This is a genomic window from Streptomyces sp. 3330 (genome assembly GCF_031456635.1).
Taxonomy (GTDB): Bacteria; Actinomycetota; Actinomycetes; order Streptomycetales; family Streptomycetaceae; genus Streptomyces.
Window position 1 is genome coordinate 79,198 of record NZ_JAVDVA010000023.1, and the last position, 24,281, is coordinate 103,478.

The following is a 24,281-nucleotide window of genomic DNA, read 5'->3' on the forward strand; positions in this document are numbered from 1 at the left end:
GGCATCGCGGAAACTACGTCAGCCGATCCCCCGTGCCCTGATGACCCGGCACTACGGCAGTGCGTACGCGTCCAGCCACCCGCACATCCCGAACCCGCCGTGCGCAGCGGGCTGTTCGGCCCGGACGACGGCCTGCGCGAGATGGGAGACATCGCCGTCCGAGAGGCGGTCGAGCTGCTCCCCCGTGGCCTGCGCGGCCGCCCGCGCACCGCGGAGCCAGCGCTCGCGCCACTGCGCGAGCCGGGGCTCCACCAGCGCGGCGGCGGACCGGTGGAAGGCGGCCAGGGCGGCCGCAACGTCCGCCGCCTCGCGCAGCGCGCGGTAACCCTCCAGCGCGAGGTCGCGCCGGGCACGGGCGAACCGGGCCTGCTCCTCCCGCGACACGCCGGCCGGGATCACGGTCGCGGCGGCGTACGTCCCGGGGTCGGTGAGGTACTCCGGCGGCAGGGTGAGCACCGCGTCGCCGGCTTCCGGCAGTCCGCCGTTCTGCATCAGGACGGTGATGCGCAGGTCGTCCTCAGTGACCAGTCGGTGGACGGTGCCCGGCGTGAACCAGGCGACCGTGCCCGCCGCGAGAGGGGTGACCTCGTACCCGGACGCCGTCAGGGTCTGCACCGCGCCGTGCCCGGACGTGACCACGTACCCCTCGGAACACGTCAGGTGCAGATGAGGAGTTCCGCCGCGCAGACCGTCGGCGGCGGGCCAGTCGTACACGCGCAGCCGCGAGACGCCGACCCCGCCGGGCAGTCCCCCGTACGCACTCACCACGGATGCGCTTCCAGGTACGCGGCGATCTCCTCCCGCTCCCAGGCGCCGTCGGCCACCACCACGCGGTAGCGGCGGGTGAGCGTGTCGCCGGGGGCGAGCTCGAGTTCGTCGAAGAAGGACCAGGAGGGGGCGATGCCCGCGAACGGCTCGTTGCGGACGAACCAGTGCGCGGGGTGCGCGCCCCGGGCGCCGGAGTGGTCGTTCTCGGGGGCGTGCGCGAAGACGACAGTGGCACGGCCGTCGGCGCCGTCGTGCTCGCCGGACAGGGCGAGCCAGGGGCTCTGCGAGGCCATCAGCCCGGGGCCCTCGCCGTCCGGGCCGATGATCCGGCCGTCACGGAAGGCGCGCGGGCCGCGCCAGAACAGGCCGGTGTATCCGGCCAGTTCCCGTCCGGCGGTGGTCGGACTGCCGAAGCGGAGCGGCTCGTCCCTGCGGTTGGTGACGGCACTGGTCCAGGTCAGCGCCCAGGAACCGGATTCCCGGTCGACGTCGTGCACCTCGATCCGGCGCGCCTCCCGCGCCCACAGCTCGCCGCTGTGCGGATGCCAGGTCAGCCGCTCGGCGATGACGGCCCGGCCGTCGGCCGCCGCCACCTCGTCGAAGCCGGCGTGCGCCATCGAACCGACCCGCTCGGGGAGTTCGAGATACCCCTCGCCGTGCACGTACGAGTTGCCGCCCCACAGGTTGGCGCCCGAGAGGTGCGAGGCGGTCAGTGACAGGCCCTTGTGCCAGCGGTGGTCGTTGGGCCGGTAGTCGGTGACGACGTCACCGGCGAGGGTCCGCAGCGGGTGGATGTACGGCCGCGGCGCCTCCCAGGCCGCCTCGGGGCGGTAGACGTAGGCGAGCAACTCGACGTCGGTGGCCGGATCGGTCACCGTGACGCGGTCGCCGGGCGCGTGGACGACCCGCAGATCACCGCTCACGCGGACACCTCCGCGTTGGTCTCCGCGCTCTCCGGGTTCTCCGGGTTCTCCGGGTTCTCCGGGTTCTCCGGGTTCTCCGGGTTCTCCGGGTTCTCCGCCGTCGTCCCCCTGTCCGTGCCCGCCGCCGTCTGCGCGGGGATCCCGACCGTGCCGGGCGCCCAGCCGGGGGCGCCGCCGTGCAGGGCCGTGTAGTACGGATCGCCCGGCCCGATCTCGCCCCGCCGCACCGTCGTGTCGGTGAACGCCGACTTGTACAGCGCGCTGATCAGCTCCAGGCTGGTGCGTCCGTCCGCGCCGCTGCTGCGCGGGCGCCGGCCGGCACGCATGCTCGCGATCAGCTCGCGCAGCTGCGCCAGGTGCGAGCTCGGGACGTCGGCGCCGAAGTCCTGCCACTCCGCTGCCAGTTCGGCGGGGACGTCCGGGGCGGGCGTGATGTGCCAGTCGGCGTTGGAGTGGCCGTAGAGGTGGGTGAGTTCGACGGTGGCGCGCTCGCAGTCGATACGGATGCGGCTCACCTCGTCGGGGCTCAGGACGCTGTTGACGACCGTCGCCATGGCCCCGTTCTCGAAGCGGACCAAGGCGGTGGACACGTCCTCGGTCTCCACGTCGTGCACGAGCCGGCCGGCCATCGCGCGCACCTCGCTCCACGGGCCCAGCAGGTCGAGCAGCAGGTCCGTCTGATGGATGCCGTGGCCCATTGCGGGGCCGCCGCCCTCGGTCTCCCAGCGCCCGCGCCACGGCACGGCGTAGTAGGCGGTGTCGCGGTACCAGGTGGTCTGGCAGTGCGCGACCAGCGGCCGCCCGAGGGCCTGGTCGGCGAGCAGTCGCCGCACGTGCCGGCTCCCGGATCCGAAACGGTGCTGGAAGACGATCGAGGAGTACGGCCCCGACTCGGGGCCCTCCTCCGCCTGCACGGCGTCGTAGTCGGCGAGGGTCGGCACCGGGGGCTTCTCGCACCACACCCAGGCGCCGGCCCGCAGCGCCGCCACGCTCTGCTCGCGGTGCAGGGTCGGCGGGGTGCAGATGGTCACCAGGTCGGGGCGCTGCTCCGTCAGCATCCGCTCGAGGTCGGTGTACGCGTGCGGAACCCCGCTCTCCGCGCAGAAGGCCTCGACGGCGGTGGCATCGATGTCGACGGCCGCCACGACCTCGGCCTCGCCCTCGGCGGCGAGCTGCCGCAGGGCGGTCAGATGGGAGCCGCGCCCGATCGCGCCGATGCCGACGATGGCGGCCCGGACACGGCGGCCGGCGAGTGCGGGCAGCGGAGTGGATGGGGGCATGGGCGTGATCAGCACTCCTCCGACGTACGGCCGAACGACCGAGCGGGCCAGCAACCGAGGGGAAAGCGTGCAGTACCTGCAGACAGCAAGCGCTTTCCCATCGGCAGCAACGTATGCGGCGGCCGGGCGGCCGGTCAACCATGGGGACACCTCTCCGACCAACCGATCCGCACGTGAGCCGCGTGCGGGCGGGCACCGCGGGGCGGGGCGGGCAGGAGGCGGGGGCACGCGGCGGACGGAGGAGAGGCTCAGGAGCCGCGTGCTGCCGGGCGAGGGCGGCCGCGCGACGACTCGGGAGCTCGGGCGACCTGAGGGCGAGAGGCGCGGGGCGGGGCGGCACGGGGCGGGGTGGGTCGGCACGGGGCAGGGTGGGTCGGCGCAGGGCGGGACAGGTCGGCACGGGGCGGGGTGGGTCGGCGCAGGGCGGGACAGGTCGGCACGGAACGGGACGAGTCGGCACGGAACGGGACGAGTCGGCACGGAACGAGTCGGCACGGGACGAGTCGGCACGGCACGGGACAGGTTGGCACGGCACGGGACAGGAGACACGGGACCGAACGGAACGGGACGGCGGAGGCAGAGCGCGGGCTCGTTTCTCGCGTGAGGGCGCGTGCTCGTCACGTAAGGGCTTTTGTCGCTTGTGGGGAGGGACGGGCGCCGTCGGCGCGCTGGCTCGTGGGTCGCCTGCGAAACCCCTGTGCCGGGCCTGTCATCCGGGAACGCTACGCTTCCCCCCGGCACACACTTGATCACCTGATCATCGCGCGCGGCGGGCCGACCGTCGCCGTCGCCCTCTCCGATCGGCACTTGGACTCCGTAACCTCATGTCTTGGTTTGAATCCCTCATCCTCGGACTCGTCCAGGGGCTGACCGAGTTCCTCCCCGTCTCCTCCAGCGCGCATCTGCGGCTGACCGCGGCGTTCTCCGGCTGGAAGGACCCCGGCGCCGCCTTCACGGCGATCACGCAGATCGGCACGGAAGCCGCGGTCCTGATCTACTTCCGCAAGGACATCGGCCGGATCATCTCGGCGTGGAGCCGGTCACTGTTCGACAAGACGATGCGCAAGGACCACGACGCCCAGATGGGCTGGCTGGTGATCGTCGGCTCGATCCCGATCGGCGTCCTCGGCGTGACACTGAAGGACCAGATCGAGGGCCCGTTCCGCGACCTGCGGATCACGGCCACGATGCTCGTCGTCATCGGCATCGTGATCGGCATCGCCGACCGGCTGGCGGCCCGTGACGAGACGGGCGGGAAGCACCGCGCGCCCAAGCAGCGCAAGAACCTGGAGAACCTGGGCGTCAAGGACGGCCTGATCTTCGGCCTCTGCCAGGCCTGCGCGCTCATCCCCGGCGTCTCGCGCTCCGGCGCCACCATCAGCGGCGGCCTGTTCATGGGCTACAAGCGCGAGGCCGCGGCCCGTTACTCCTTCCTGCTGGCCATTCCGGCCGTACTGGCCTCCGGCGTCTTCGAGTTGAAGGACGCGATGGAGGGCGGGCACGTGGCCTGGGGGCCGACGATGTTCGCGACGGTGATCGCCTTCGCGTCCGGGTACGCGGTCATCGCCTGGTTCATGAAGTTCATCAGCACCAAGTCCTTCATGCCGTTCGTCTACTACCGCGTCGTCCTCGGCATCGTGATCATCGCCCTGGTCGCGACGGGTTCGCTGAGCCCGCACGCGGCGGAGTCGGCGGGCTGACCGCCCCCGCCCAGCCTCCCGCCCGCCCCCCTGCTCAGCCCCCGCCCGGCCCCCACGAGGGCTCGCGTCGCCGCGCGGATCAGCCCTCCCGACCGAACCGGCGGGAGGGCCACCGGAGTTGATCGATCAGCCGTGACCAAGCCCATATCCGCGCGCGTAGCCGTCCGGTAGCGCACTGTCAGTGCTTGCGCCTAGGCTTGGCCCATGTCCCCCAACTCAGTGCCCTCTGGTTCCGTGCGGTCCGCTGCCGAGTTAAATGAGCGGATCCGGGCCCTTTGGCTGCGCGCGGGCGGTTCGCTCTCCGCCCAGGAGCGGGCGGAGTACGAGTTGCTGGTCGTCGAGTGGGCCATCGCGATCCGCGGCGAGGTCGTCAGGGCAGCCTGAGCCCTCCCCGCGGCTCCCTTCCCCCACTCCCCCGCCCGTCGACCCCTGCCGCCTGCCGCCTGCCGCGCGCCCTCTCCCCTCCCTCGCCCTTCCCTCTCCTTCTCTTTCGCCCGCTCCTACGCCCTTCCTCCGCTCCCGCCGTGTCGTCCCGTGCCGGGTGCGGGACCGTCCGTTACGCTCGCGTCGCCACAGACGGTCACGATCTTCCTGGAGGGCAGGACGGCGAGGATCAAGCGTGAGCGCCTCGTCAGAACGCTGACGTTCTGGCTGCGTCCCGCCTTCGCGTTGCGCGTCATCAACCGGTTCCAGAAGATCGTGGGCTTCGACCGGTCGATGGCCCTGGCGTCCAGCGCGCTGACCGCGCTGGTCCCGCTCTCCCTCCTCATCGGCGCCGTCGTGAGCAGCTTCGCGGACTACGACGCCGCGGAGCAGATCATCAGCCGCTACCACCTCACCGGGGCGGGCGCCACGGCCGTCAGCTCCCTCTTCTCGCCCGCCGAGGACAGCGGTGCGACCGTGGGCGTCTTCGGAGCCGTTTTCCTGACGATCTCGGTCCTCAGTTTCGCCCGGGCCGCACAGCGGCTCGTCGAGCAGACGTGGGAACTCAGCCCGCTCAGCGTGCGCAACACCCGTAACGGCCTGTGGTGGATCCTCGGCCTGGGCGGCTATGCCCTGTGCACCGCCGCGATCAACGCGCTCCTCGGCGACGGCGAACTGGGGCTGCTGGTCGCCGCGGTGTGCGAGCTGCCGATGACCGCCGCGTTCCTCGTCTGGAGCGGACGGCTCCTGTCGGCGAAGCGGATCGACTGGCGGGACCTCGTCCCCTTCGGCGTCACCGCCGCCGTGCTGACCGCGGCCTACTCGGTGGGCGCCGCCGTCTACCTGCCGCGACTGTTCAACTCCTACGCCGCACGTTACGGCGTCGTGGGAGCGGTCTTCGCGATGATCTCCGCGTTGTTCGCCGTCATGCTGGTCATGGTCGGATCGTCCGCGCTGGGCCGCGAGGTGCGGGACGAACTCGACCGGATCCGCCAGGGCCACCGGCCCTCCGACCACGAGGTCCGCCTCCAGTGGGACACCGTGGTCGAGCAGGCCCGGTCACGGTGGCACACGGCACGGGGCCAGATCTCCCGGCATCAGAACCGGAAGCCGGACCACTGAGAGCCTCACCGACGAATGCCCGGCGACGCTGTCGACACGTCCTCGCCGGGGCGTCCCCGGACAGCTCCACGCCGGCCCTCGGGCAGGCCCGGTGGGGTTGCCGACGCGGCCGAGGGGCCCGGGCGCCGATCACCGCCGCCCCCTCCGGCCACCGTCCCTCACCGCCGATTACCGGTGAGGCTCCCGCCCCGGGCAGGATGGGCACCATGACCGAGATCCACACTCCCCGCCTCCTCCTCCGCCGCTGGACCGACGACGACCTGGTGCCCATGGCCGAGATCAACGCGGATCCGCACGTCATGCGCTGGGTCGGCGACGGCTCGGTGCTCGACCTGGACCGCACGGCGGAGGCCATCGAGCGCTGGGAGGAGGAGTGGGACGAGGAGGGCTTCGGGCTCTTCGCCGTGGAACTGCTCGGCTCGGGCGAACTGGCCGGGTTCGCGGGCCTTTCCCTGCCCGAGTTCCTCCCCGAGGCGATGCCCGACGTGGCGATCAGCTGGCGGCTCGGCGCCCAGTTCTGGGGCCAGGGGTACGCCTCCGAGGCCGCCCACGCGACGCTGGAGTTCGCTCTCCAGGACCGCGGCCTCGACCGCGTCATCAGCATCAACCGGGTCGGCGACGACGCTTCCGAGAACATCAGCCGCAAGCTCGGGATGACCCCGGAACGCGAGACGAAGCACCCCGTGTACGGCTTCGCCCTGCACATTCACGCCATCGATCTCACCGAGTTCGACGGGTGACCGAGGATCGAGGCGTTCACCCCCACCACCGGCGGACGCCGTCCGCGGACGGCTCCGACGAGGGCTGAGCCGGAGCGCTGACCACGCGGCCGCCCCCGGAAGGAGACCGACTTGATGGAACTCGCCTTCTCCGGCCGAGTGATCGAATGGCGTGGGCCGTCGCCGTACTACTTCGTTCCCGTGCCGGACGAGGAGTCCGCCGAGATCCTCGAGGTGGCCGCACTGGCCTCCTACGGCTGGGGCGTGATCCCGGTCGACGCCCGGATCGACGAGGTGGTTTTCCGGACGTCGCTCTTCCCCAAGGACGGCGGCTACCTGCTGCCCCTCAAGGACGCCGTGCGCAAGCCGAGCGGCCTCACGGCGGGGGACGACGTGAGGGTCCGGATGACCGTCCGTCTGCGCTGACACGGCTCGGGGACCCGGGCGGGTGCCCGGGAACGCGTCACCCGGGGCACTGGGCCCCCGTCCGGCACTGGTTACCCTCCCGTCACGTTGACCTGCGGGGATGGTTCGTGCGAGCTGCCTTCGACGCATGGATGGGCGAGACGGCGATTGCTGGATAGAGTCGTCCCGTCACAACTGGTTGCGGGGGCAACCAAGGCCCCTTTCGGTGGCCGGCGTCCTGGGGAGGGCCTTCAGCACATGAGTCGTCGCTCAACTGGTTTTGTCGGCGTCTGGGCCGAAATGCAACGACAGCAGCAGCGCCAGACGGAGGCCGAGGCCAGACGGCGACGGCAACAGGAACAGCAGGCGCGGGCCTACCAGCGGCGAGCCGCTCAGAGCCACCGCGAGTACCGGCAGGCAGATGCCTTGCGGCGCACCGAGGAACTGGACGCCCGGGTCGCGTCGTTGCAGGGTCTCCTCGCGTCGGGTTGCCGGGCTCAGGCCTTCAGGGCCGCCTCTCTCCTGCGGCCCGAGGACGTTCAGCCCTTCGCTCCGGGGCCGTTGGCCCAGCCCGTGCCTCTGCCGGACTTCCGTCACTACCAGACGCAGAACGGCTGGACCGCGAGCCGCCGGGCGCAGGCGCAGGCCGAGGCGCAGGCGCGCTTCGAGCGGGACCGGCAGGCCGCCCAGGCCGCGGAGGCGCAGCGCCGGCAGCAACTGGCCGCGTATCAGCGGGAGTACCAGCAGTGGGTCGACACCCAGCTGGCCGACGTGCGGCGGCACAACGCGGGCGTCGTCGCGCTCACCGAGGGTGTGCGGCGACAGGATCCCGACTCCGTGATCGAGTACTTCTCCGCCGCCCTGTACGCCTCGACGGCCTGGCCGGAGGATTTCCCGCGCCGGGTGGCGGCGGCCTACGACCCCTCGGCCCGTCAGTTGGTGCTGGACTGGGAGCTGCCCGCCTACGAGATCGTGCCGGAGGTCAAGGCCGTTCGGTACCTGTCCGGGACGGACCAGGACAAGGAGACCCCCCGTCCGGTCGGCCAGCGCCGGGCTCTGTACCGGGAGGTGCTGGCGCAGTGCGTGCTCCTCGTTCTGCACGAGTTGTTCGCCGCGGACGAGCTGGGCGCGCTCGAGTCGGTGGCCCTGAACGGATTCGTCGACGGGCACGATCCCACGACGGGCCGGCCGGGCCATATCTTCCTCGCCACCGTCATGGCCCCGCGCGCCGCGTTCCGTGACCTGCATCTGGCGCAGGTGGACGCGGGGAGCTGCCTCGCCGACGCGCTGCGCGGGCAGGTCTCGGCCCGACCCGACCAGCTCACCCCGGTGCGGCCGGGCCGACGGCCCGAGGAGGTCGGCAACCGCGTGGTCGCCCACGGCGGCGACGAGGAACCGGACCTGTTCGCCATGGACCCGATCGCCTTCGAGAACCTCGTGGCCGACCTCTTCCGGGCCATGGGCATGCAGGCGGTGACGACCCAGCGTTCGAACGACGGCGGTGTGGACGTCGACGCGCTGGACCCGACGCCGATCCGGGGCGGCAAGATCGTCGTCCAGGTGAAGCGCTACCGCACCACGGTGCCGCCCACCGCCGTGCGCGACCTGTACGGCACCGTGCAGGACGCCGGCGCCAACAAGGGCGTCCTCGTGACGACTTCAGGGTTCGGCCCGGGCTCCCACACCTTCGCCAACGGCAAGCCGCTGGAACTCGTGTCGGGCCCCGAACTGGTCGACCTGCTCCATCGTCACGGGCTGAGCGGACGGCTGGGCGAGGCCGGACGGCAGGTCCCGGCGCAGCGGACGTCGTCGGCGCCGGCCCGTCGGCTGCCGGACGACTACAACGTCTTGGGCATGTCCTGGACCGGCGGCGTCGCCCTGGACGTGTGCGCGCTCGTCTGCCGCGGCGATCGCGTCCTCAGCGACGATCACTTCGTCTTCTTCAACAACCCCCAGACGCCGGACGGTTCCGTGCGCGCCCTTCCCCCGTCCGCGCCGGACAAGGCCGCGATCTGCGTCTCCTTCGACAGCCTGCCCGCCGAGGCCGACCGGTTCGTCCTGGTGGCCGCCGTCGACCCGGAGGTCAACCCGGACGCCGACCTCTCCGGCTTCTCCGACGCCCGCATCCGCCTGCTCGACCCGGGGCTGACCGAGCTGGGCCGACTGGAGGTCTCCGACGGCCGCCCCCGCGAAACCGCTCTGGTGCTGGGCTCCTTCCGCCGAAGGTCCAACGGCGACTGGGACTTCGTCCTCGGCGGCAAGGGCTACCCGGGCGGCCTCGAGGAACTCGTCCAGGACTTCGGCATCGAGGTGGAGTGACCGGACCGCCGGGAAACCTCTGTGCCGTCCGCCGCTGGGAGGCCCTACGACGACTCGCGCGACCCCGAGGGTGCGCCGAGTAGCTCTGCCGGGGCACGACGTGCCGGATCCCAGCCCCGAGGGGGGACCTAGCGCCGCAGATGGCTCAGCGCGTCCTCCGGCAGGGGATACGGCCGCTCCTGCGGCAACAGGGCGGCAGCCCGGTCCGGTTCACCCGCGCGCACATGTCCGTGGACCGCCCGGGCCAGCGGCGTCACATCCTCGATCCCGACGATCCACTCGTCGGCGTACCGCACGGTCGCCTCCCCGGCGAGGCCGAGTTGCAGGGACCGGTAGGGCAGGGCGTTGAGACGCAGGTCCCGTTCCGGATCCCACTGCACCCGGGCCGGAGCCCGCCTCAACCGGCGCTTCCACTCGGTCTGATCACCGTGCAGGACCGGCACGAAGTGCGACAGGCACGCGTGCCGCAACGCCCATTCGAAGCCCTCCCGGCTGATCTCGATCGCCAGGACGGTCTCCTGCCCCTCTTTCAGGCCCCACCCGCAGCGGTACATCATCCACAGGAAGCTGGGCTTGATCCAGGTCATGCGTTCGCGGCTCCACGCCGGGGGAAAGCGGCCGTCGCGGGCGGCCGCGTTGCCTATCTTCGGGCGGTACGCCTGATAGACGGTGATCGTGGAGGCGGAGTATGCCGCGCGGATGCGGAACATGGGTTCCTGCTCGGCCGGTCCGTCGTTCGGCGTGCTCGGCGTGGTCCCCGCGTTCCGCGGGTTCGGATTCTCGTCGGTGTTCGGGTCGTTCACGGCAGCAGCCTGGCCGCCCCGGCCCCGAGGCGGCCACCGAATTACCGGATCGTTCCCGCACAGACCTTGGCTGAGCAGCCCCCATGCCCAACACTCGGGCCATGACGCAGCGTGTGGAACTCGCCGCCGTGATGGACCGTCTGGCCGTCGACGGGTTGGTCACCGACTACGCGGTGGCGGTCGACGACGGTGACTGGGCGGCGTACCGGGACCTGTTCACCTCGGACGGCCGGGCGGACTACCGCTCGGCCGGCGGTATCGAGGGGGACGCCGGGAACGTCGCCTCGTGGCTCGCGGAGAACCTGCGGGTGTTCGCGATGCGGCAGCACCTCATCGTCAACCGCCGGGTGCGCTTCGGGGTCCTGGAGCAGGACACGGGCGACACGGCGCGCGTGCAGGCCGACTACGTCAACCCGATGCGGCTGGCCGCCGAGGACCGGGACGGCTCCTCCGCCGGCGCGCCGGACTTCGTCTGCGGCGGCAGGTACTCCTTCGGTCTGCTGCGGACGGACGACGGATGGCGGGTGCGTGAGGTCGTCGTCCGGGAGAAGTGGCGCCGGCTGCCCGGCTGACCCGGGCGCGGCGAGAGAAGCACCGCGCCGAAGGCGGACGCCCGGAGCCGGGCGCAGGTGACGAAGGCGGCAGCGGGAGCGAGCAGAAGGCGCGGGCCCGGCGGCGGAAGGCAGGAGGCAGGCGCCGGGAGCCCGATGCCGGGGCCGGGCGGCGCTGTGGGCGGGAGGCGGGCAGCGGCACTGGCAGGAACCGCGGGAGCAGGAGGCGCGGGCCCGGCGGCATGGCCGGGCGGCGCTGTGGGCGAGGGCGGGGCAGCGGGAGCGGGAGGCGCGGGCCCGGCGGCGGGAGGCAGGGGCCTCGGCGCGGGGCGAAGCGGGCCTCGGCGGACGCCCCGTGTCGGGCGAAAATGCGCCCCCTGTCGGAGATCTTCAGGTGCGCGCACACTGGAGGCACCCCGAGCGGGTAGGGAGGTGTCGTATGAAGACGTTCGGACATCGGCTCACCTCCCCCTGGCGGCGTTCGGCCCTCGCGGCCGTCGCGGGCGCGCTGCCCGTGCTCGCGTTTCCCGCGCCCGCTCTGTGGTGGTGGGCCTGTTTCGCCCTCGTCCCGTGGATCCTGCTCGCCCGATCCGCGCCGACGGCGAGGCGGGCCGCGTACGACGGATGGAGCGGCGGGTTCGGGTTCATGCTCGCCATGCACCACTGGCTGCTGCCGAGCCTGCATGTGTTCACCCTGGTCATCGCCGCGCTGCTGGGCGCCCTGTGGGCGCCGTGGGCATGGCTGGTCCGGCGGTTCCTCAGCGCGGACCCGGTCCCCGGCCGGGGGCGCGTGTTCGCCGCGCTGCTGGTCCTGCCCTCGGGCTGGCTGGCGATCGAACTCGTCCGCTCATGGCAGGGGCTCGGCGGGCCGTGGGGGATGCTCGGGGCCAGTCAGTGGCAGGTGGAGCCCGCGTTGCGGCTCGCCTCCGTCGGCGGGGTGTGGCTGCTCAGCTTCCTGGTGGTGGCGGTCAACGTGTCGGCCGCCGTCCTGGTCTCCGTCCCGGCGTCCCGGGCCCCGGCCGTCGCCGGTCTCGTCGCCACCGCCGCCACGGCGTCGGCCGCGTGGATGTGGGCGCCGCGCCCCGACACCGGCGGGCAGGCCCGGATCGCCGTCGTGCAGCCGGGGGTGATCGACGGCCCCGACCGGCGCTTCGACCGCGAGGAGCAGTTGACCCGGCGACTGGCCGGGCAGCAGGTCGACCTGATCGTCTGGGGCGAGAGCAGCGTGGGCTACGACCTCGACGACCGGCCCGACCTGGCCCGGCGCCTGACGGAGCTGTCCCGCGTCACCGGCGCCGACATCCTCGTCAACGTGGACGCACGCCGCTCCGACCGGCCCGGCATCTACAAGAGCTCGCTGCTCATCGGGGCCGAGGGCCCGACCGGCGACCGGTACGACAAGATGCGGCTGGTGCCGTTCGGGGAGTACATACCGGCCCGTTCCCTGCTCGGCTGGGCCACCTCCGTCGGCAAGGCGGCCGGCGAGGACCGGCGGCGCGGCGCCGAGCAGGTCGTGATGAACGCCGGGCACGGGCTCCGCATCGGGCCGATGGTGTGCTTCGAGACGGCGTTCCCCGACATGAGCCGGCACCTGGCGGGGGACGGCGCGGACGTGCTGGTCGCGCAGTCGTCGACGTCCTCCTTCCAGCAGAGCTGGGCGCCCGCGCAGCACGCCTCGCTGGGCGCGCTGCGCGCCGCGGAGACCGGGCGGCCGTTCGTGCACTCCACCCTCACCGGTGTCTCGGCCGTGTACGACGCGAGTGGCCGGCGTGTGGGCTCGTGGCTGGGCACGGACGCGAGCGCGACGGCCGTCTACGAGGTCCCGCTCGCCGACGGCGTCACCCCGTACGTGCGCTACGGCGACTGGCCGGTCCACGGGGCCCTGCTGGTGCTGCTGGTCCTCGCGCTCACGGAGGGCGCGCGGACGGTCAGGCTCCGGCGGACTGCTCCCGCACCGCTCGTACCACCCGCTCGCACAGCTCATGAGTCGCCAGCGCGTCCCGGGCGCTGAGCACCTTGCCGGCGCGCACCGCGTCCAGGAAGGCGAGGACCGCCTGCTCGATGCCGCGCTGGCGGGCCACCGGCACCCAGTCCCCGCGCCGCCGCACGGTGGGCTGCCCCTTGTGGTCGATCACCTCGGCGAGGTTGACGACCTGGCGCTTGGTGTCCTGCCCCGACACCTCGAGGATCTCCTCGTTGGAGCCGCTGAGCCGGTTCATCACGCCGAGCGCGGTGAAGCCGGGTCCGGCGAGCTGGAGCACGACGTGGTGCAGCAGGCCGCCCTCGACGCGGGCCCGCACGGTCACGTCGTCGACCGGGCCCGGCACCAGGAAGCGCAGGGTGTCGACGACGTGGATGAAGTCGTCGAGGATCATGGTGCGCGGCTGCTCGGGCAGCCCGATCCGGTTCTTCTGCATGAGGATCAGCTCGCGCGGATGGTCGGCGCACTGCGCGTAGCCGGGCGCGAGGCGCCGGTTGAAGCCGACGGCGAGGGAGACGTTCCGGGCCTCGGCGAGCGTGACGAGCCGCTCGGAGTCGGCGAGTTCGTAGGCGAGCGGCTTGTCCACGTACGTGGGGACGCCCGCCTCCAGCAGCCGGGAGACGATCTCGGGGTGGGCGGCGGTGGGCGCGTGCACGAAGGCCGCGTCGAGGCCCGCGGCGAGGAGCGCGTCGAGGTCGTGGTGGCGCTGCTCGCGGGGCAGGCGGAGGCTGTCGGCGACCCGGTCCAGGGTGGCCGCGGTGCGGGTCTGGAGGTGGAGCTCGATCCCGGGCAGCGCGCCGAGCACCGGCAGATACGCCTTCTGCGCGATGTCGCCGAGTCCGATACAGCCGACCTTCACGGGCGCTCCCTCGCTACCTGTCCCACGCCGCCCGGCACCTCGCCCGGCCTGCCGTGTACCGCAGCATACGGGCCGCCGCGCGAGCGCCGTCCGCCGGTCGGCGATGGGCGCGGACGACCGGCCCGGCGGCGGTGCGCGGGGCTCCGGGGGTCCGGGGGTCCGGGTGCGAGGGGACCGCCCCGCCGGGCGAAAACCCGTGGTGGCGGAGGGCGGACGGGAGCGACCATGCGGGGATGACGACCAAGCGCACCGGACCCGCCCAGAACGCCGACGAACGCGCCATGCTGGAGGGCTGGCTGGACTACCACCGGCAGACCCTGGCGTGGAAGTGCGAGGGACTGACCGACGCGCAGTTGCGCACCGCCGCGGTGCCGCCGTCCGAGCTGTCCCTGATGGGCCTGGTGCGGCACATGGCCGACGTGGAGCGCGGCTGGTTCCGCAGAGTGCTCATGGGCGACGACGCGGGGCCGATCCACTACGGCGACCGGGATCCGGACGGCGAGTTCCGCCTCACCGAGCGGGACACCTGGGCGGAGGCCTTCGCCACCTGGCAGGCGGAGATCGAGGCCGCCCGGCGGCACGCGGCGGACTTCGCCCTGACCGACCTGTCCCGCGGCCGGAGCCGGTACACCGACGAGCCGTTCAGCCTGCGCTGGATCTACACCCACATGATCGAGGAGTACGCGCGGCACAACGGCCACGCCGATCTGATCCGGGAGCGCATCGACGGGTCCACCGGCGAGTGACGTCAGCGCGGGCGGGTCCGCTCCCTCGAACGGGGTGCGAGATCACCCGTGCGGGGCAACCTCCGCCCCTCGGGTGTTGCCCGGGCGGGCGGAACCACCAGAGTTGCGCGGGTGCATCGAACGACGACTACCGCAGCGCTCCTGGTCACCGTGGCCGTATCGGCATCGGCCCTCGCGGGATGCGTGACCGTCCAGCGCCCGGCCGCCCCCGGTCCCGTCCTGGCGCCGTCCCGGCCGTCCGTGCCGCGGCCGGAGGGACGGGCCGAGGTGCAGGTCGTGCAGGCGCCGGCCCGTGAAGCGCTGGAGATGGTCGGGCCGTCGCGGACGCCCGGACCGGCCGCTCCGACGGCGCCGGCGCAACGGCGGACGGCACCGCTGCCGGGAGCGGGCGGCGCCGGAGAGCCACCCAGGTCCCGTCCCCGCACCCGGCCCTCCCGCCCGGACGCGCGGCGGCACGTGCCGCCGCGCGTGGAGATCCCGGACGTGGAGGAGGAGGTGCGCAGGAACACCGACGTGTGCGCGCTCGGCAGGACGTACGGCGGATGGCGGCGCGACAGCCCGGAGGCGACGATCTGCGCGCAGGCCTACGGGCGGTGAGGGTTCAAGGTGCGGTGGGCGTCGCCGGGAGACGGCCGTCCGGCCGCTCTCACCACTCGCGCTCCCACTCGCCCCGTCCGTCCCAGCCGCCGTCGGCTTCGCCCGCCCCCAGCCGCAGTTCCATCCGGCTGATGGCCGCCCGTACGCCGTCGCCGTAGCTGTCGTCCCGCAGGGCCACGGCCGCCGTGCGGGCCTGGCGTACGTGGGTGCGGGCGGCCTCGGCGCGGCCGAGCTTGACGTAGTCCGCCGCCAGGTTGAGGTGCAGCGACGGATAGAGCGCCCGCACCTCGGCCGAGCCGACGTGTTCCTGTGCCGCGGTCAGTGCCCGCAGGTCCCACGCGAGCTCGTCCGAGGGGTCGTCGTGGGTGTCGGCCAGGTAGTGGGCGAGGGTGCAGCGGTGCAGGGGGGCGCCGCCCTCGCCGAGTTCCGTCCACAGGTCGAGGAGCCGGCGCCGGGCCTCCTCGCGGTCTCCCCCGTGGTGCAGCATCACGACCTGCCCGATCCGCGTCAGCAGGGCGTCCTGCACCGTCTGCCCCTGTCGCTCCGCCACCTCGGCCTCCTTGCGTCGTTGCGACGACGCTAGCCGCAGGCATCCGCGATCCCGGTCAGGCGGCACCGTGCCGGTCCGCGGAGGAACCGGCCCGGCGGCAGACGGCGGGGGCAGGGGACAGGGTGGCAGCAGGTGGCGTGCGGCAGGCGACGGGCCGCGGTCGCCCCGGGTCGGGGCGGGTCAGGTCGCCTGAGATCAGGCCTGGTCGGCCAGGTTCGGGATCGTCCAGTCGATCGGCTCGTGGCCCTGCTGGGCCACGGCCTCGTTGATCTGCGTGAACGGGCGGGAACCGAAGAACTTCTTCGCGGACAGCGGCGAGGGGTGGGCGCCCTTGACCACGATGTGCCGGCTCTCGTCGATGAGCGGGAGCTTCTTCTGCGCGTAGTTGCCCCACAGCACGAAGACGGCCGGGTCGGGCCGGTCGGCCACCGCGCGGATCACCGCGTCCGTGAACTTCTCCCAGCCCTTGCCCTTGTGCGAGTTCGCCTCGCCGGAGCGGACCGTGAGGACCGCGTTGAGCAGCAGGACGCCCTGCTGCGCCCACGGCATCAGGTAGCCGTTGTCCGGGATCGGCGTGTCCAGCTCCGCGTGGAGCTCCTTGTAGATGTTCCGCAGGGACGGCGGGATCTTCACGCCCGGACGCACCGAGAAGCACAGGCCGTGCCCCTGACCCTCGCCGTGGTAGGGGTCCTGGCCGAGGACGAGCACCTTCACCCGCTCGTACGGCGTCGCGTCGAGCGCGGCGAAGACCTCCTCGCGCGGGGGGTAGACGGGACCCGCCGCGCGCTCCTCCTCGACGAACTCCGTCAGCTCCTTGAAGTAGGGCTGCTGGAGCTCGTCGCCCAGAACCCCGCGCCAGGACTCGGGCAGCATGGCGATGTCGGTCACGTCAACGTCCTTGACTCGTGCGGTCACTTGCAGGACACAGAACCTACAGGCGACCACTGACAACCGGACCCGCGCTCCGGTCCGCGGAGGCCCCGCGGTGACACCGCGGACCGGGCCGGCCGCCGGACCGACGGCCTACCAGCTGGTCTTGCGCGTCAGCTCCCACATCATCATGATCGTCGACGGGTCCAGGGACCGCTCGCCGCCCGAGACGTCCTCGGACGAGGCCAGGTACTGCTTGCCCTGCCACAGCGGCAGCAGCCGGGCGTCGTCGACGAGGATCTGCTGGGCCTCCTCGAAGTCCTTCACCACGTTCGCGCGGTCGCTCTCGCCGCGCGAGCGGGGCAGCAGGACCTGCGTGATCTCCTTGGCCGGGTAGGGCGTGCCGAGCGCGTTCTGATCGCCGACGAAGGGGGCGATGAAGTTGTCCGCGTCGGGGAAGTCCGGGGCCCAGCCCCGCCCGAACACCGGGTACTCGCCCTTCTGGTAGCCGACCACGTAGGTGTTCCAGGGGCGGCTCTTCAGCTTGACCGAGAACAGGCCCGAGGCGTCGAGCTGCCTCTTGATCTCCTTGAACTCCAGGGCGGTGTCGGAGCCGTAGCGGTCGGTGGTGTACCAGAGGGTGAGCGGGACCGTCTCGGTGATCCCCGCCTCGGTGAGGATCTTGCGGGCCTTGGCGGTGTCGGGGTCGCCGAAGGAGTCGAAGAAGCCGGTGGTGTGACCGGTCAGGCCGGACGGGACCATGGAGTACAGCGGCTCGACGGTGTCCTTGTAGACCTCGTGGGCGATCGCGGCCCGGTCGACGACCTGGGCCACGGCCCGGCGCACGGCGACCTTGTCGGACCACGGGTCCTTGGGGTTGAACACCAGGTAGTTGATGTTGCTGCCGGCGCCCTCGATGAGCTGGAGGCCCTCGTTGGCGGCGGTCTTGCCGTCCAGGTCGACGATGTCGTCGGCGGCGAGACCCTGGTAGGTGATGTCGATGTCGCCGCCGCGCAGGGCCTTGACCATCTCGCCGGAGTCCTGGAAGTAGCGGATGGTCACCGCGTCGTTCTTGCGGTCGGCGAAGCCCTTGTAGTTGTCGTTCCGCACCAGCACGGCCTGCTTGCCCTGTTCGTAGGACTGGAGCCGGTACGGTCCGGACCCCACGATGCCGTCTTCCTTGCGCAGGGACTTCGCGGAGTAGTCGTCGGGGTCGACGAGGGACATGCCGGGGGTGGCGAGCACGAACGGGAAGGTGGCGTCGGGCTTGTTGAGCCGGAAGAGCACCACCCGGTCGCCCTTCGTCTCGATGCTGTCCAGGCTGCCCAGGAGCCCGTTCGGGCCGGTCTCGGCGTTGATCGCCCTGATCCGGTCGATCGAGTGCTTCACCGCGTTCGCGTCCAGCTTGTCGCCGTTGGAGAACTTGAGGCCGTCGCGCAGTTCGCACTTGTACGTGCGGTTCGAGTCGTCCGTGAAGTCACAGGACTCGGCGGCGTCCGGCTGGGGACTCGTCGCTCCGTTCGGGTAGCTCAGCAACGTCTGGTAGATGTTGCGGAAGAGCTCCCACGAGCCGTCCCAGGCGGCGGCGGGGTCGAGCGTGCTGGGAGCACTGGTGGTGCCCACGACGATCGGTCCGGCATCGTCGGAGCTCTCCTCCCCCAGGAGGCTGCATCCGGCCACCAGGGATATGGACACGATCGCCGCCATCTGCTGCAAGGATCGGTTCCGGTTGAACACGCGCACGCTCCTCGATCTGCCATGCCAAGGGTTGGCAGACCATACCGCAGCCCCACGCCCCGTGAACCCGCGCCCTTGAAGCATTCTTGATCACTTTGAGGTGACTACGTTGTCATCGCCCGCGCGGCGCTCCGAACACGACACAGGCGCCGTTTCCGTCAAGAAACGGCGCCTGTGGCGGTGTCGAATTCAAGCCAGATCGTGATCAGCCCACACCGGCGTTGAGGAAGATTCCGCCGTCCACGACGAGGGTCTGGCCGGTGATCCAGTCCGACTGTTCCGAGGTGAGGAACGCGGCGGTGCCGCCGATGTCGGAGGGCACCCCGAGCCGGGCGAGCGGGTAGGCGGCGGCCGCCTCCGCCTCGCGGCCCTCGTACAGGGCCTCGGCGAACTTCGTCTTCACCACGGCCGGGGCGATCGCGTTGACCCGCACCCGCGGCGCGAACTCGTGCGCCAGTTGCTGGGTCAGGTTGATCATCGCGGCCTTGCTGACGCCGTACGCGCCGATGAAGGGCGAGGCGGAGAGCCCCGCGACGGAGGCGATGTTGACGATCGCGCCGCCGTTCTCCTTCTGCCAGGCGTGCCAGGTCCGCTGCGCGAAGCCGAGCGCGGAGACCACGTTGGTCTCGAAGACCTTGCGGGCCACGTCCAGGTCGAGGTCGGCGATCGGCCCGAACACCGGGTTCGTGCCGGCGTTGTTGACCAGGAAGTCGACGCGGCCGAAGGCCTCCATCGTGCGCTCGACGGCGGCGGCCTGGTGCGCCAGGTCGTGCGCCTTGCCGGCGACGCCGATGACCCGGTCGGCGCCGAGCTGCTCGACGGCCTCCTTGAGCGCGTCCTCGTTGCGTCCGGTGATGCAGACCCGGTCGCCGCGGGCGACGAGCGCCTCGGCGACGCCGTATCCGATGCCGCGGCTGGCGCCCGTGACGAGGGCGACCTTGCCGGAGAGTGCGGGCAGTTCAGTCATGGTGTGATCCCCAGTGCTCCCTAGTGCTGCCTGGCCTTTAGTCGAGCGGTCCGCCGGCGACGTACAGCACCTGGCCGGAGACGAAGCCGGCGGCCTCGTTCGTGAAGAAGGCGATCGCGTTGGCGATGTCCTCGGGCTCGCCGACGCGCGCGACGGGGATCTGGGTGGCGGCCGCGGCCTTGAACTCCTCGAAGCCCATGCCGACCCGGGCGGCGGTCGCGGCGGTCATGTCGGTGGCGATGAAGCCGGGGGCGACGGCGTTGGCGGTGATGCCGAACTTGCCGAGCTCGATGGCGAGGGTCTTGGTGAAGCCCTGGAGACCGGCCTTGGCGGCGGAGTAGTTGGCCTGGCCGCGGTTGCCGAGCGCCGACGAGGACGACAGGTTGACCACCCGGCCGAAGCCGGCGTCGACCATGTGCTTCTGGACGGCCTTGGTCATCAGGAAGGAGCCGCGCAGGTGCACGCCGAGGACGGTGTCCCAGTCGGCGACGCTCATCTTGAACAGCAGGTTGTCGCGGAGCACGCCCGCGTTGTTGACGAGGATCGTCGGCGCGCCGAGCTCCTCGACGATGCGGGCGACGGCCGCCTCGACCTGGGCCTCGTCGGAGACGTCGGCGCCGACCGCGAGGGCCTTGCCGCCCGCCGCGGTGATCTTCTCGACGGTGTCCTTGCAGGCGGCCTCGTCGAGGTCGACTACCGCGACCGCACGGCCTTCCGCGGCCAGCCGTACGGCGGTGGCGGCGCCGATGCCGCGCGCCGCGCCCGTGACCACGGCGACCCGCTGCTCAGTGGTGGACATTGCTGGTTCTCCTCGCCCTTGAGAAAATCTCGATGCGCCCGACAGGTGAGCGACCGCTTAGTACCTTCGACAGACGTGACGCTAGAAGCCCTGGCACCCGGTGTCAACGCCACACGGCGCGGGTGTGATCCATTACCTCACCAGCAGCCGCAGCAGCCGCTCGGTCTCGGCCGCGGGATCGGTGGTGAGCCCGGTGTGCACGGGGCCGGGCTGGACGATCGTCGACCGGGGCGCGATCAGCCAGCGGAAGCGCCGTCCGGCGTCGTCGTGCGCCGCCTGTCCGGCCGACGCGCCGCCCGCGCACACCCCCTCGACCGCCCGCAGCGCGGCCCGCACCCCGGTGACGTCCGCGTCCGGGTCCAGTGCCAGCAGCCTCGCCTCGTCGAGGTGGGTGCGGGCGCCGACGTAGTCCTGGCCGCGGCAGTACACCAGCACGCCCGCGTTGATGCACTCGCCGCGTTCGACGCGCGGTACGACACGCAGCAGGGCGTACTCGAAGACGTCCCGGTCGCCGCCCTGGCCCGGCCGGATGATGTGCCGCTCGTTCACTTGGTCCCCTTGATGCGGTCGTGGATGACGGCGGCGCGGGCGAGCAGGGGGGCCGCGTAGGCCCGGCGGAGCGCGTCCGGGGTGTCGAAGCCGGGCTCGTCCGCCAGCCAGACGTCCGGGATCTCGGCGGTGACCTCGGCGAGGAGGTCGGCGGTGACCAGCGGCGCCAGCTCCGCCGCCGCGGCCGCGACGTCCGGTCCGAACGGGGTGAGGGCGTGGTCGGAGGCGTCGTAGGGGCGGGCCGCGGAGGTCTCGGCGGTGGGCCAGTTGTGCTGCCAGATCATGGTCGCCCCGTGGTCGACGAGCCACAGGTCGCCTCGGTGCATCAGCAGGTTGGGGTTGCGCCAGGACCGGTCGACGTTGTTCACGAGCGCGTCGAACCAGACGATCCGGCCGGCCTCCTCGGAGGTCACCGGGAAGGCGAGCGGGTCGAAGCCGAGCGCGCCGGAGAGGAAGTGCATGCCGAGGTTGGCGCCGCCGCTGGACTTGAGCAACTCCTGTACCTGCTGGTCGGGTTCGCCGAGCCCGAGCACGATGTCGAGCTCCACCCTCACCAACCGGGGCACCCGGAACCCGAGCCTGCGGGCGAGTTCGCCGCAGACCACCTCGGCGACGAGCGTCTTGCGGCCCTGTCCGGCGCCGGTGAACTTCATGACGTAGAGACCGAAGTCGTCGGCCTCGACGAGTCCCGGCAAGGAGCCGCCCTCACGCAGGGGGGTGACGAAGCGGGTCGCGGTGACTTCCTTGAGCATCGCCCCAGGCTACTGGGCCTGGCACGATGCGCGGCCGACAGCTCCGCGACAGCTCTGGCTTACGTCGCGCTCATCTTTAACGGGTCAATATCTCGACACTGTCCGGACTTGGCGGGGGCACTGAACGAGCGGCGCCCGCGGCTCGTACCTCTCGGCAGATCCACACACCCTGGGGAAGGGAACCTCCAGCATGACCAGCGCATCGATCAAGTCCGCGTCGGGGCCTGCCCGCCGTACCGTCGTGGCAGCCGCCGGAGCCGCGGGGCTCTCCGCCGCGCTGACCGCGTGCGGGGGCTCAGACGACGACGCGTCGAGCTCGTCCGCCTCGGCCGGCACGTCGGGTTCCACCGGGTCCGGTGACGCCGCGAGCACCGGCGGCACGGGCGGCGGGGACAACGCCGCGGCCGGCGCCGCGCTCGCCACGACCGCCGACATCCCCGAGGGCGGCGGCAAGGTCTTCGACTCGGAGAAGGTGGTCGTCACCCAGCCGACGGCGGGCACGTACAAGGCGTTCTCCGCCGTCTGCACCCACCAGGGCTGCGCGGTGAAGAGCATCAGCGACGGCGTGATCAACTGCCCCTGTCACAACAGCAACTTCTCGATCACGGACGGCAGCGTGAAGAGCGGTCCCGCGCAGAAACCGCTGCCCGAGGTGGCGATCAAGGTCAGCGGCGACTCGATCACGCTGGCCTGACGGACGGCTGCCGGAAGCAGGCCAGCACCTCGTCGGTGGTCGCGACCGTGGCGACCAGCGCGAGGGTGTGGCGGATCATCGCGGGGGTGTAGTCGGCAGGCACCCCGGCGATGGCGTCCGACGGCACGACGGCCGTGTAGCCGCGGTTGACGGCGTCGAAGACGGTGTTCGGGATCGCCACGTTGGCCGAGACGCCGGTCACGACCAGGGTGCGGCAGCCCAGGTTGCGCAGCAGGGCGTCCACGTCGGTGCCCTGGACCGGCGACAGCCCGTGCAACCGGCGTACCACGAGGTCCTGTTCGGCCACCTCGATCGGGGGCGCCACACGGGTCGCGTCGGTGCCGGTCAGCTGCTGGACGGGCAGCCGCTCGGCCGCGCGGAACAGCCGGGCGTTGCGGTTGGCGCCCCGGCCGTCCGGGCGGCGTTCGGCGACGGCGTGCACGACCTGGACGCGGCTCGCGCGGGCGGCCGCGACCAGCCGGGCGACGTTGTCGAGGACCCCCGACTCCCGTGCCGCACGGGCGAGCTGGGGCAGCGCGGCACCGGGCCCGACGACGCCCTGCTGGCACTCCACCGTGATCAGCACGGTGCTCGCCGGGTCGAGGAGGGCGCTGAGCTGTTCGTACGACGGCATGACTCCCCCTGGCGTCGGTGTGGAGCGGGCGACAGTAACCGCCATTGCGCGCAGAAGGAAGAAGACCCATGCTTTCCTGACGGGATTTCAGGAGAGCGGCACGTACCCACAAGAAAAGAATGAGGGGGCCGGATGACCGTCACTCAGCGCCGGGGCCGGAAGATCATGATGTCGCCGGGTGAACTGGACGCGTTCCTCACCCTCCAGCGCACCTGCCGGGTCGCGACCGTCTCCACCGACGGCGCCCCGCACGTCAGCGCCCTGTGGTTTCTCTGGGACGGCACCGCGTTGTGGTTGTACTCGGTCGTGCGCAGCAAGCGCTGGGCGGACCTGAACCGCGATCCGCGGGTCGCGATCGTGATCGACACGGGCGAGGAGTACGACGCGCTGCGGGGCGTCGAGCTGTCCGGCGTCGTGGAGTTCGTGGGCGAGAGCCCGCGCACCGGGGAGCTGTGCGCCGAACTCGACGCCGTGGAGACGCTGTTCGCCCGCAAGAACTTCGGTCTGGACGCGATGCCGCACGACGGCCGGCACGCGTGGGTGCGGCTGGAGCCGACGAAGATCGTCTCCTGGGACTTCCGCAAGCTGGGCGGTCTGTAGAACCGGTCAGCCCACGGCCTTGCCCGCGGCCTTGAGCGCGGCGACCGCCGCCCGGATCGACGGACGGCGGTCGGCGTCCGCCCGCCAGAGCACGTACACGTGCCGGCGCACCCGCTGCCGCAACGGGACGGTCACCACGCCCTCCGGCACCGGGTGACGGCCGAGCAGCGGGGCGATGCAGACGCCCAGTCCGGCGGCCACCAGGCCGAGCTGGGTGTGCGTCTCGGCCGCGCGGTGGCCGACGATCGGCTCCACGCCCCGAGAGCGCAGCGTGAACAGCAGCCACTCATGACAGAACTCGCCCTCGCCCCAGGTGATCCACTCGTCCTCGGCGAACTCCGCGAGATCCACCTCGTCCCGGTCCGCGAGGGGGTGCCCGGCCGGCATCGCGACGTCGGCGGGATCGTCCAGGATGGGCGCCTTGACCAGGCCGTCCGGCACCGGCATCGGCTTGTTGTACCAGTCCAGGACGACGGCGAGGTCGAGATCGCCGCGGACCACGCCGGCGACCCCGCGCTCCGGTTCCAGCTCGCACGAGCGCAGGCGCAGCCCCGGGTGTGCCTTGCGCAGCTCGGCGAGCGCGACGGGGAACAGCCCGCGCGCGGCGGTCGGGAACGCGGAGAGCCGCAGCTCCCCCACCACCTGCCCGCGCTGGGCCTCCAGATCGGACTGGGCGAGCTCGACCTGCGACAGGATCCGGGACGCGTGGTCGGCGAGCAGCCGCCCCGCGTCCGTGAGCCGCACGCCCCGTCCCTGCTTGGCGAGCAGCCGCTGGCCGACCTCCCGCTCCAGCTTGGCCATCTGCTGCGAGACGGCCGAGGTGGTGATGTGCAGGCCCGTGGCGGCGCCGCTGACCGATCCGTGCCGGGCCAGGGCGTCGAGGGTGCGCAGGCGCTCCAGGTTCAACATGTAAGCGATGCTACGAGGTGTCGC

General features: G+C 72.1%; 26 protein-coding genes. 12 read left to right on the forward strand and 14 right to left on the reverse strand.

What is annotated here, in order from left to right; genetic code table 11:
• Positions 1-51 precede the first annotated feature (51 nt).
• The 3 genes from J2X68_RS31180 to J2X68_RS31190 are packed head-to-tail and all read right to left on the reverse strand — an operon-like array spanning position 52 to position 2,971.
• Complete coding sequence (locus tag J2X68_RS31180) at positions 52-768, reverse strand: cupin domain-containing protein (RefSeq protein WP_310435940.1); 717 nt, start codon at positions 766-768, stop codon at positions 52-54.
• A complete protein-coding gene (locus J2X68_RS31185; RefSeq protein WP_310435941.1) occupies positions 762-1,691 on the reverse strand; it encodes a PmoA family protein in 930 nt (309 codons plus the stop codon). The genes J2X68_RS31180 and J2X68_RS31185 overlap by 7 nt, the downstream gene beginning before the upstream one ends.
• Positions 1,688-2,971 carry a Gfo/Idh/MocA family oxidoreductase gene (locus J2X68_RS31190; protein ID WP_310435942.1) on the reverse strand — a complete coding sequence of 428 codons (1,284 nt, stop codon included), beginning with the start codon at positions 2,969-2,971 and terminating at the stop codon, positions 1,688-1,690. Before J2X68_RS31190 ends, J2X68_RS31185 begins: the two co-directional genes overlap by 4 nt.
• 824 nt (positions 2,972-3,795) lie before the next feature.
• Here J2X68_RS31190 and J2X68_RS31195 point away from each other — a divergent pair.
• The 6 genes from J2X68_RS31195 (at position 3,796) to J2X68_RS31220 (ending at position 9,659) form a co-directional block, all read left to right on the forward strand.
• Positions 3,796-4,671 carry an undecaprenyl-diphosphate phosphatase gene (locus J2X68_RS31195; RefSeq protein ID WP_310435943.1) on the forward strand — a complete coding sequence of 292 codons (876 nt, stop codon included), beginning with the start codon at positions 3,796-3,798 and terminating at the stop codon, positions 4,669-4,671.
• Between the two features lie 204 nt (positions 4,672-4,875).
• Entirely contained in the window at positions 4,876-5,055 is a 180-nt protein-coding gene (locus tag J2X68_RS31200) for a hypothetical protein (RefSeq protein ID WP_078890313.1), read from the forward strand.
• A 150-nt stretch (positions 5,056-5,205) separates the two neighbouring features.
• Complete coding sequence (locus J2X68_RS31205) at positions 5,206-6,216, forward strand: hypothetical protein (protein WP_310435944.1); 1,011 nt, start codon at positions 5,206-5,208, stop codon at positions 6,214-6,216.
• A gap of 206 nt (positions 6,217-6,422) precedes the next feature.
• Positions 6,423-6,956 carry a GNAT family N-acetyltransferase gene (locus tag J2X68_RS31210; RefSeq protein ID WP_310435945.1) on the forward strand — a complete coding sequence of 178 codons (534 nt, stop codon included), beginning with the start codon at positions 6,423-6,425 and terminating at the stop codon, positions 6,954-6,956.
• A gap of 114 nt (positions 6,957-7,070) precedes the next feature.
• On the forward strand, positions 7,071-7,361 hold the full coding sequence (locus J2X68_RS31215; RefSeq protein WP_310436001.1) for a DUF1905 domain-containing protein: 291 nt from the start codon (positions 7,071-7,073) through the stop codon (positions 7,359-7,361).
• A gap of 237 nt (positions 7,362-7,598) precedes the next feature.
• A complete protein-coding gene (locus J2X68_RS31220) occupies positions 7,599-9,659 on the forward strand; it encodes a restriction endonuclease (RefSeq protein ID WP_310435946.1) in 2,061 nt (686 codons plus the stop codon).
• A gap of 128 nt (positions 9,660-9,787) precedes the next feature.
• Here the strand turns inward: J2X68_RS31220 and J2X68_RS31225 are convergent, their stop codons facing one another.
• Positions 9,788-10,369, reverse strand: coding sequence for a DUF4291 domain-containing protein (locus J2X68_RS31225; protein ID WP_310436002.1), 582 nt, complete (start codon positions 10,367-10,369; stop codon positions 9,788-9,790).
• Between the two features lie 194 nt (positions 10,370-10,563).
• Here J2X68_RS31225 and J2X68_RS31230 point away from each other — a divergent pair, with 194 nt between their 5' ends.
• Positions 10,564-11,034 (forward strand): nuclear transport factor 2 family protein, encoded by a 471-nt coding sequence (locus tag J2X68_RS31230; protein WP_310435947.1) that lies wholly within the window; start codon positions 10,564-10,566, stop codon positions 11,032-11,034.
• A gap of 418 nt (positions 11,035-11,452) precedes the next feature.
• On the forward strand, positions 11,453-13,024 hold the full coding sequence (gene lnt / locus J2X68_RS31235) for an apolipoprotein N-acyltransferase (RefSeq protein ID WP_310435948.1): 1,572 nt from the start codon (positions 11,453-11,455) through the stop codon (positions 13,022-13,024).
• Here the strand turns inward: lnt and J2X68_RS31240 are convergent.
• Positions 12,942-13,853, reverse strand: coding sequence for a Gfo/Idh/MocA family oxidoreductase (locus J2X68_RS31240; protein WP_310435949.1), 912 nt, complete (start codon positions 13,851-13,853; stop codon positions 12,942-12,944). The two genes, lnt and J2X68_RS31240, sit on opposite strands and share 83 nt — an antisense overlap.
• A gap of 233 nt (positions 13,854-14,086) precedes the next feature.
• Here J2X68_RS31240 and J2X68_RS31245 point away from each other — a divergent pair, with 233 nt between their 5' ends.
• Both J2X68_RS31245 and J2X68_RS31250 read left to right on the forward strand, forming a co-directional pair.
• Positions 14,087-14,599: a DinB family protein gene (locus tag J2X68_RS31245; RefSeq protein ID WP_310435950.1), complete on the forward strand. Its 513-nt coding sequence runs from the start codon at positions 14,087-14,089 to the stop codon at positions 14,597-14,599.
• A 111-nt stretch (positions 14,600-14,710) separates the two neighbouring features.
• Positions 14,711-15,196, forward strand: coding sequence for a hypothetical protein (locus J2X68_RS31250; RefSeq protein ID WP_310435951.1), 486 nt, complete (start codon positions 14,711-14,713; stop codon positions 15,194-15,196).
• Between the two features lie 49 nt (positions 15,197-15,245).
• Here J2X68_RS31250 and J2X68_RS31255 read toward each other — a convergent pair whose 3' ends face one another.
• The 7 genes from J2X68_RS31255 to J2X68_RS31285 all read right to left on the reverse strand — a co-directional run bounded on the left by J2X68_RS31255 (position 15,246) and on the right by J2X68_RS31285 (position 21,420).
• Entirely contained in the window at positions 15,246-15,746 is a 501-nt protein-coding gene (locus tag J2X68_RS31255) for a hypothetical protein (RefSeq protein WP_310435952.1), read from the reverse strand.
• A 195-nt stretch (positions 15,747-15,941) separates the two neighbouring features.
• A complete protein-coding gene (gene ung, locus J2X68_RS31260) occupies positions 15,942-16,634 on the reverse strand; it encodes a uracil-DNA glycosylase (RefSeq protein WP_310435953.1) in 693 nt (230 codons plus the stop codon).
• A gap of 135 nt (positions 16,635-16,769) precedes the next feature.
• Positions 16,770-18,353, reverse strand: a complete 1,584-nt coding sequence (locus tag J2X68_RS31265; RefSeq protein ID WP_310435954.1) for an ABC transporter substrate-binding protein — start codon at positions 18,351-18,353, stop codon at positions 16,770-16,772.
• A gap of 205 nt (positions 18,354-18,558) precedes the next feature.
• On the reverse strand, positions 18,559-19,320 hold the full coding sequence (locus J2X68_RS31270; RefSeq protein ID WP_310435955.1) for an SDR family oxidoreductase: 762 nt from the start codon (positions 19,318-19,320) through the stop codon (positions 18,559-18,561).
• 37 nt (positions 19,321-19,357) lie between these two features.
• A complete protein-coding gene (gene fabG, locus J2X68_RS31275; RefSeq protein WP_310435956.1) occupies positions 19,358-20,119 on the reverse strand; it encodes a 3-oxoacyl-ACP reductase FabG in 762 nt (253 codons plus the stop codon).
• A 132-nt stretch (positions 20,120-20,251) separates the two neighbouring features.
• Complete coding sequence (locus J2X68_RS31280; protein WP_310435957.1) at positions 20,252-20,668, reverse strand: DUF3037 domain-containing protein; 417 nt, start codon at positions 20,666-20,668, stop codon at positions 20,252-20,254.
• On the reverse strand, positions 20,665-21,420 hold the full coding sequence (locus J2X68_RS31285; protein ID WP_310435958.1) for a HipA family kinase: 756 nt from the start codon (positions 21,418-21,420) through the stop codon (positions 20,665-20,667). The genes J2X68_RS31280 and J2X68_RS31285 overlap by 4 nt, the downstream gene beginning before the upstream one ends.
• 190 nt (positions 21,421-21,610) lie before the next feature.
• On the opposite strand from J2X68_RS31285, the gene J2X68_RS31290 reads away from it, so the two are divergent.
• The gene (locus J2X68_RS31290) at positions 21,611-22,114 is read left to right on the forward strand and encodes a Rieske (2Fe-2S) protein (RefSeq protein WP_310435959.1); all 504 of its coding nucleotides are present in this window, start codon (positions 21,611-21,613) and stop codon (positions 22,112-22,114) included.
• On the opposite strand, the gene J2X68_RS31295 is transcribed toward J2X68_RS31290, so the two are convergent.
• Positions 22,101-22,748, reverse strand: coding sequence for an isochorismatase family protein (locus J2X68_RS31295; protein WP_310435960.1), 648 nt, complete (start codon positions 22,746-22,748; stop codon positions 22,101-22,103). The two genes, J2X68_RS31290 and J2X68_RS31295, sit on opposite strands and share 14 nt — an antisense overlap.
• A 132-nt stretch (positions 22,749-22,880) precedes the next feature.
• On the opposite strand from J2X68_RS31295, the gene J2X68_RS31300 reads away from it, so the two are divergent.
• Positions 22,881-23,348: a pyridoxamine 5'-phosphate oxidase family protein gene (locus J2X68_RS31300; RefSeq protein ID WP_310435961.1), complete on the forward strand. Its 468-nt coding sequence runs from the start codon at positions 22,881-22,883 to the stop codon at positions 23,346-23,348.
• A gap of 6 nt (positions 23,349-23,354) precedes the next feature.
• On the opposite strand, the gene J2X68_RS31305 is transcribed toward J2X68_RS31300, so the two are convergent.
• Entirely contained in the window at positions 23,355-24,257 is a 903-nt protein-coding gene (locus J2X68_RS31305) for a LysR family transcriptional regulator (protein WP_310435962.1), read from the reverse strand.
• Positions 24,258-24,281 lie beyond the last annotated feature (24 nt).

Bases quoted from the DNA above. Each gene is read 5' to 3' on its own strand.
- J2X68_RS31290 (WP_310435959.1), top strand. From the start codon at position 21,611: ATGACCAGCGCATCGATCAAGTCCGCGTCGGGGCCTGCCCGCCGTACC.
- J2X68_RS31305 (WP_310435962.1), bottom strand. From the start codon at position 24,257: ATGTTGAACCTGGAGCGCCTGCGCACCCTCGACGCCCTGGCCCGGCAC.
- J2X68_RS31295 (WP_310435960.1), bottom strand. From the start codon at position 22,748: ATGCCGTCGTACGAACAGCTCAGCGCCCTCCTCGACCCGGCGAGCACC.
- J2X68_RS31245 (WP_310435950.1), top strand. From the start codon at position 14,087: ATGACGACCAAGCGCACCGGACCCGCCCAGAACGCCGACGAACGCGCC.
- J2X68_RS31285 (WP_310435958.1), bottom strand. From the start codon at position 21,420: ATGCTCAAGGAAGTCACCGCGACCCGCTTCGTCACCCCCCTGCGTGAG.
- lnt (WP_310435948.1), top strand. From the start codon at position 11,453: ATGAAGACGTTCGGACATCGGCTCACCTCCCCCTGGCGGCGTTCGGCC.
- J2X68_RS31190 (WP_310435942.1), bottom strand. From the start codon at position 2,971: ATGCCCCCATCCACTCCGCTGCCCGCACTCGCCGGCCGCCGTGTCCGG.
- J2X68_RS31215 (WP_310436001.1), top strand. From the start codon at position 7,071: ATGGAACTCGCCTTCTCCGGCCGAGTGATCGAATGGCGTGGGCCGTCG.
- J2X68_RS31220 (WP_310435946.1), top strand. From the start codon at position 7,599: ATGAGTCGTCGCTCAACTGGTTTTGTCGGCGTCTGGGCCGAAATGCAA.
- J2X68_RS31200 (WP_078890313.1), top strand. From the start codon at position 4,876: ATGTCCCCCAACTCAGTGCCCTCTGGTTCCGTGCGGTCCGCTGCCGAG.
- J2X68_RS31225 (WP_310436002.1), bottom strand. From the start codon at position 10,369: ATGTTCCGCATCCGCGCGGCATACTCCGCCTCCACGATCACCGTCTAT.
- J2X68_RS31230 (WP_310435947.1), top strand. From the start codon at position 10,564: ATGACGCAGCGTGTGGAACTCGCCGCCGTGATGGACCGTCTGGCCGTC.
- J2X68_RS31210 (WP_310435945.1), top strand. From the start codon at position 6,423: ATGACCGAGATCCACACTCCCCGCCTCCTCCTCCGCCGCTGGACCGAC.
- J2X68_RS31195 (WP_310435943.1), top strand. From the start codon at position 3,796: ATGTCTTGGTTTGAATCCCTCATCCTCGGACTCGTCCAGGGGCTGACC.
- J2X68_RS31270 (WP_310435955.1), bottom strand. From the start codon at position 19,320: ATGACTGAACTGCCCGCACTCTCCGGCAAGGTCGCCCTCGTCACGGGC.
- fabG (WP_310435956.1), bottom strand. From the start codon at position 20,119: ATGTCCACCACTGAGCAGCGGGTCGCCGTGGTCACGGGCGCGGCGCGC.
- J2X68_RS31300 (WP_310435961.1), top strand. From the start codon at position 22,881: ATGACCGTCACTCAGCGCCGGGGCCGGAAGATCATGATGTCGCCGGGT.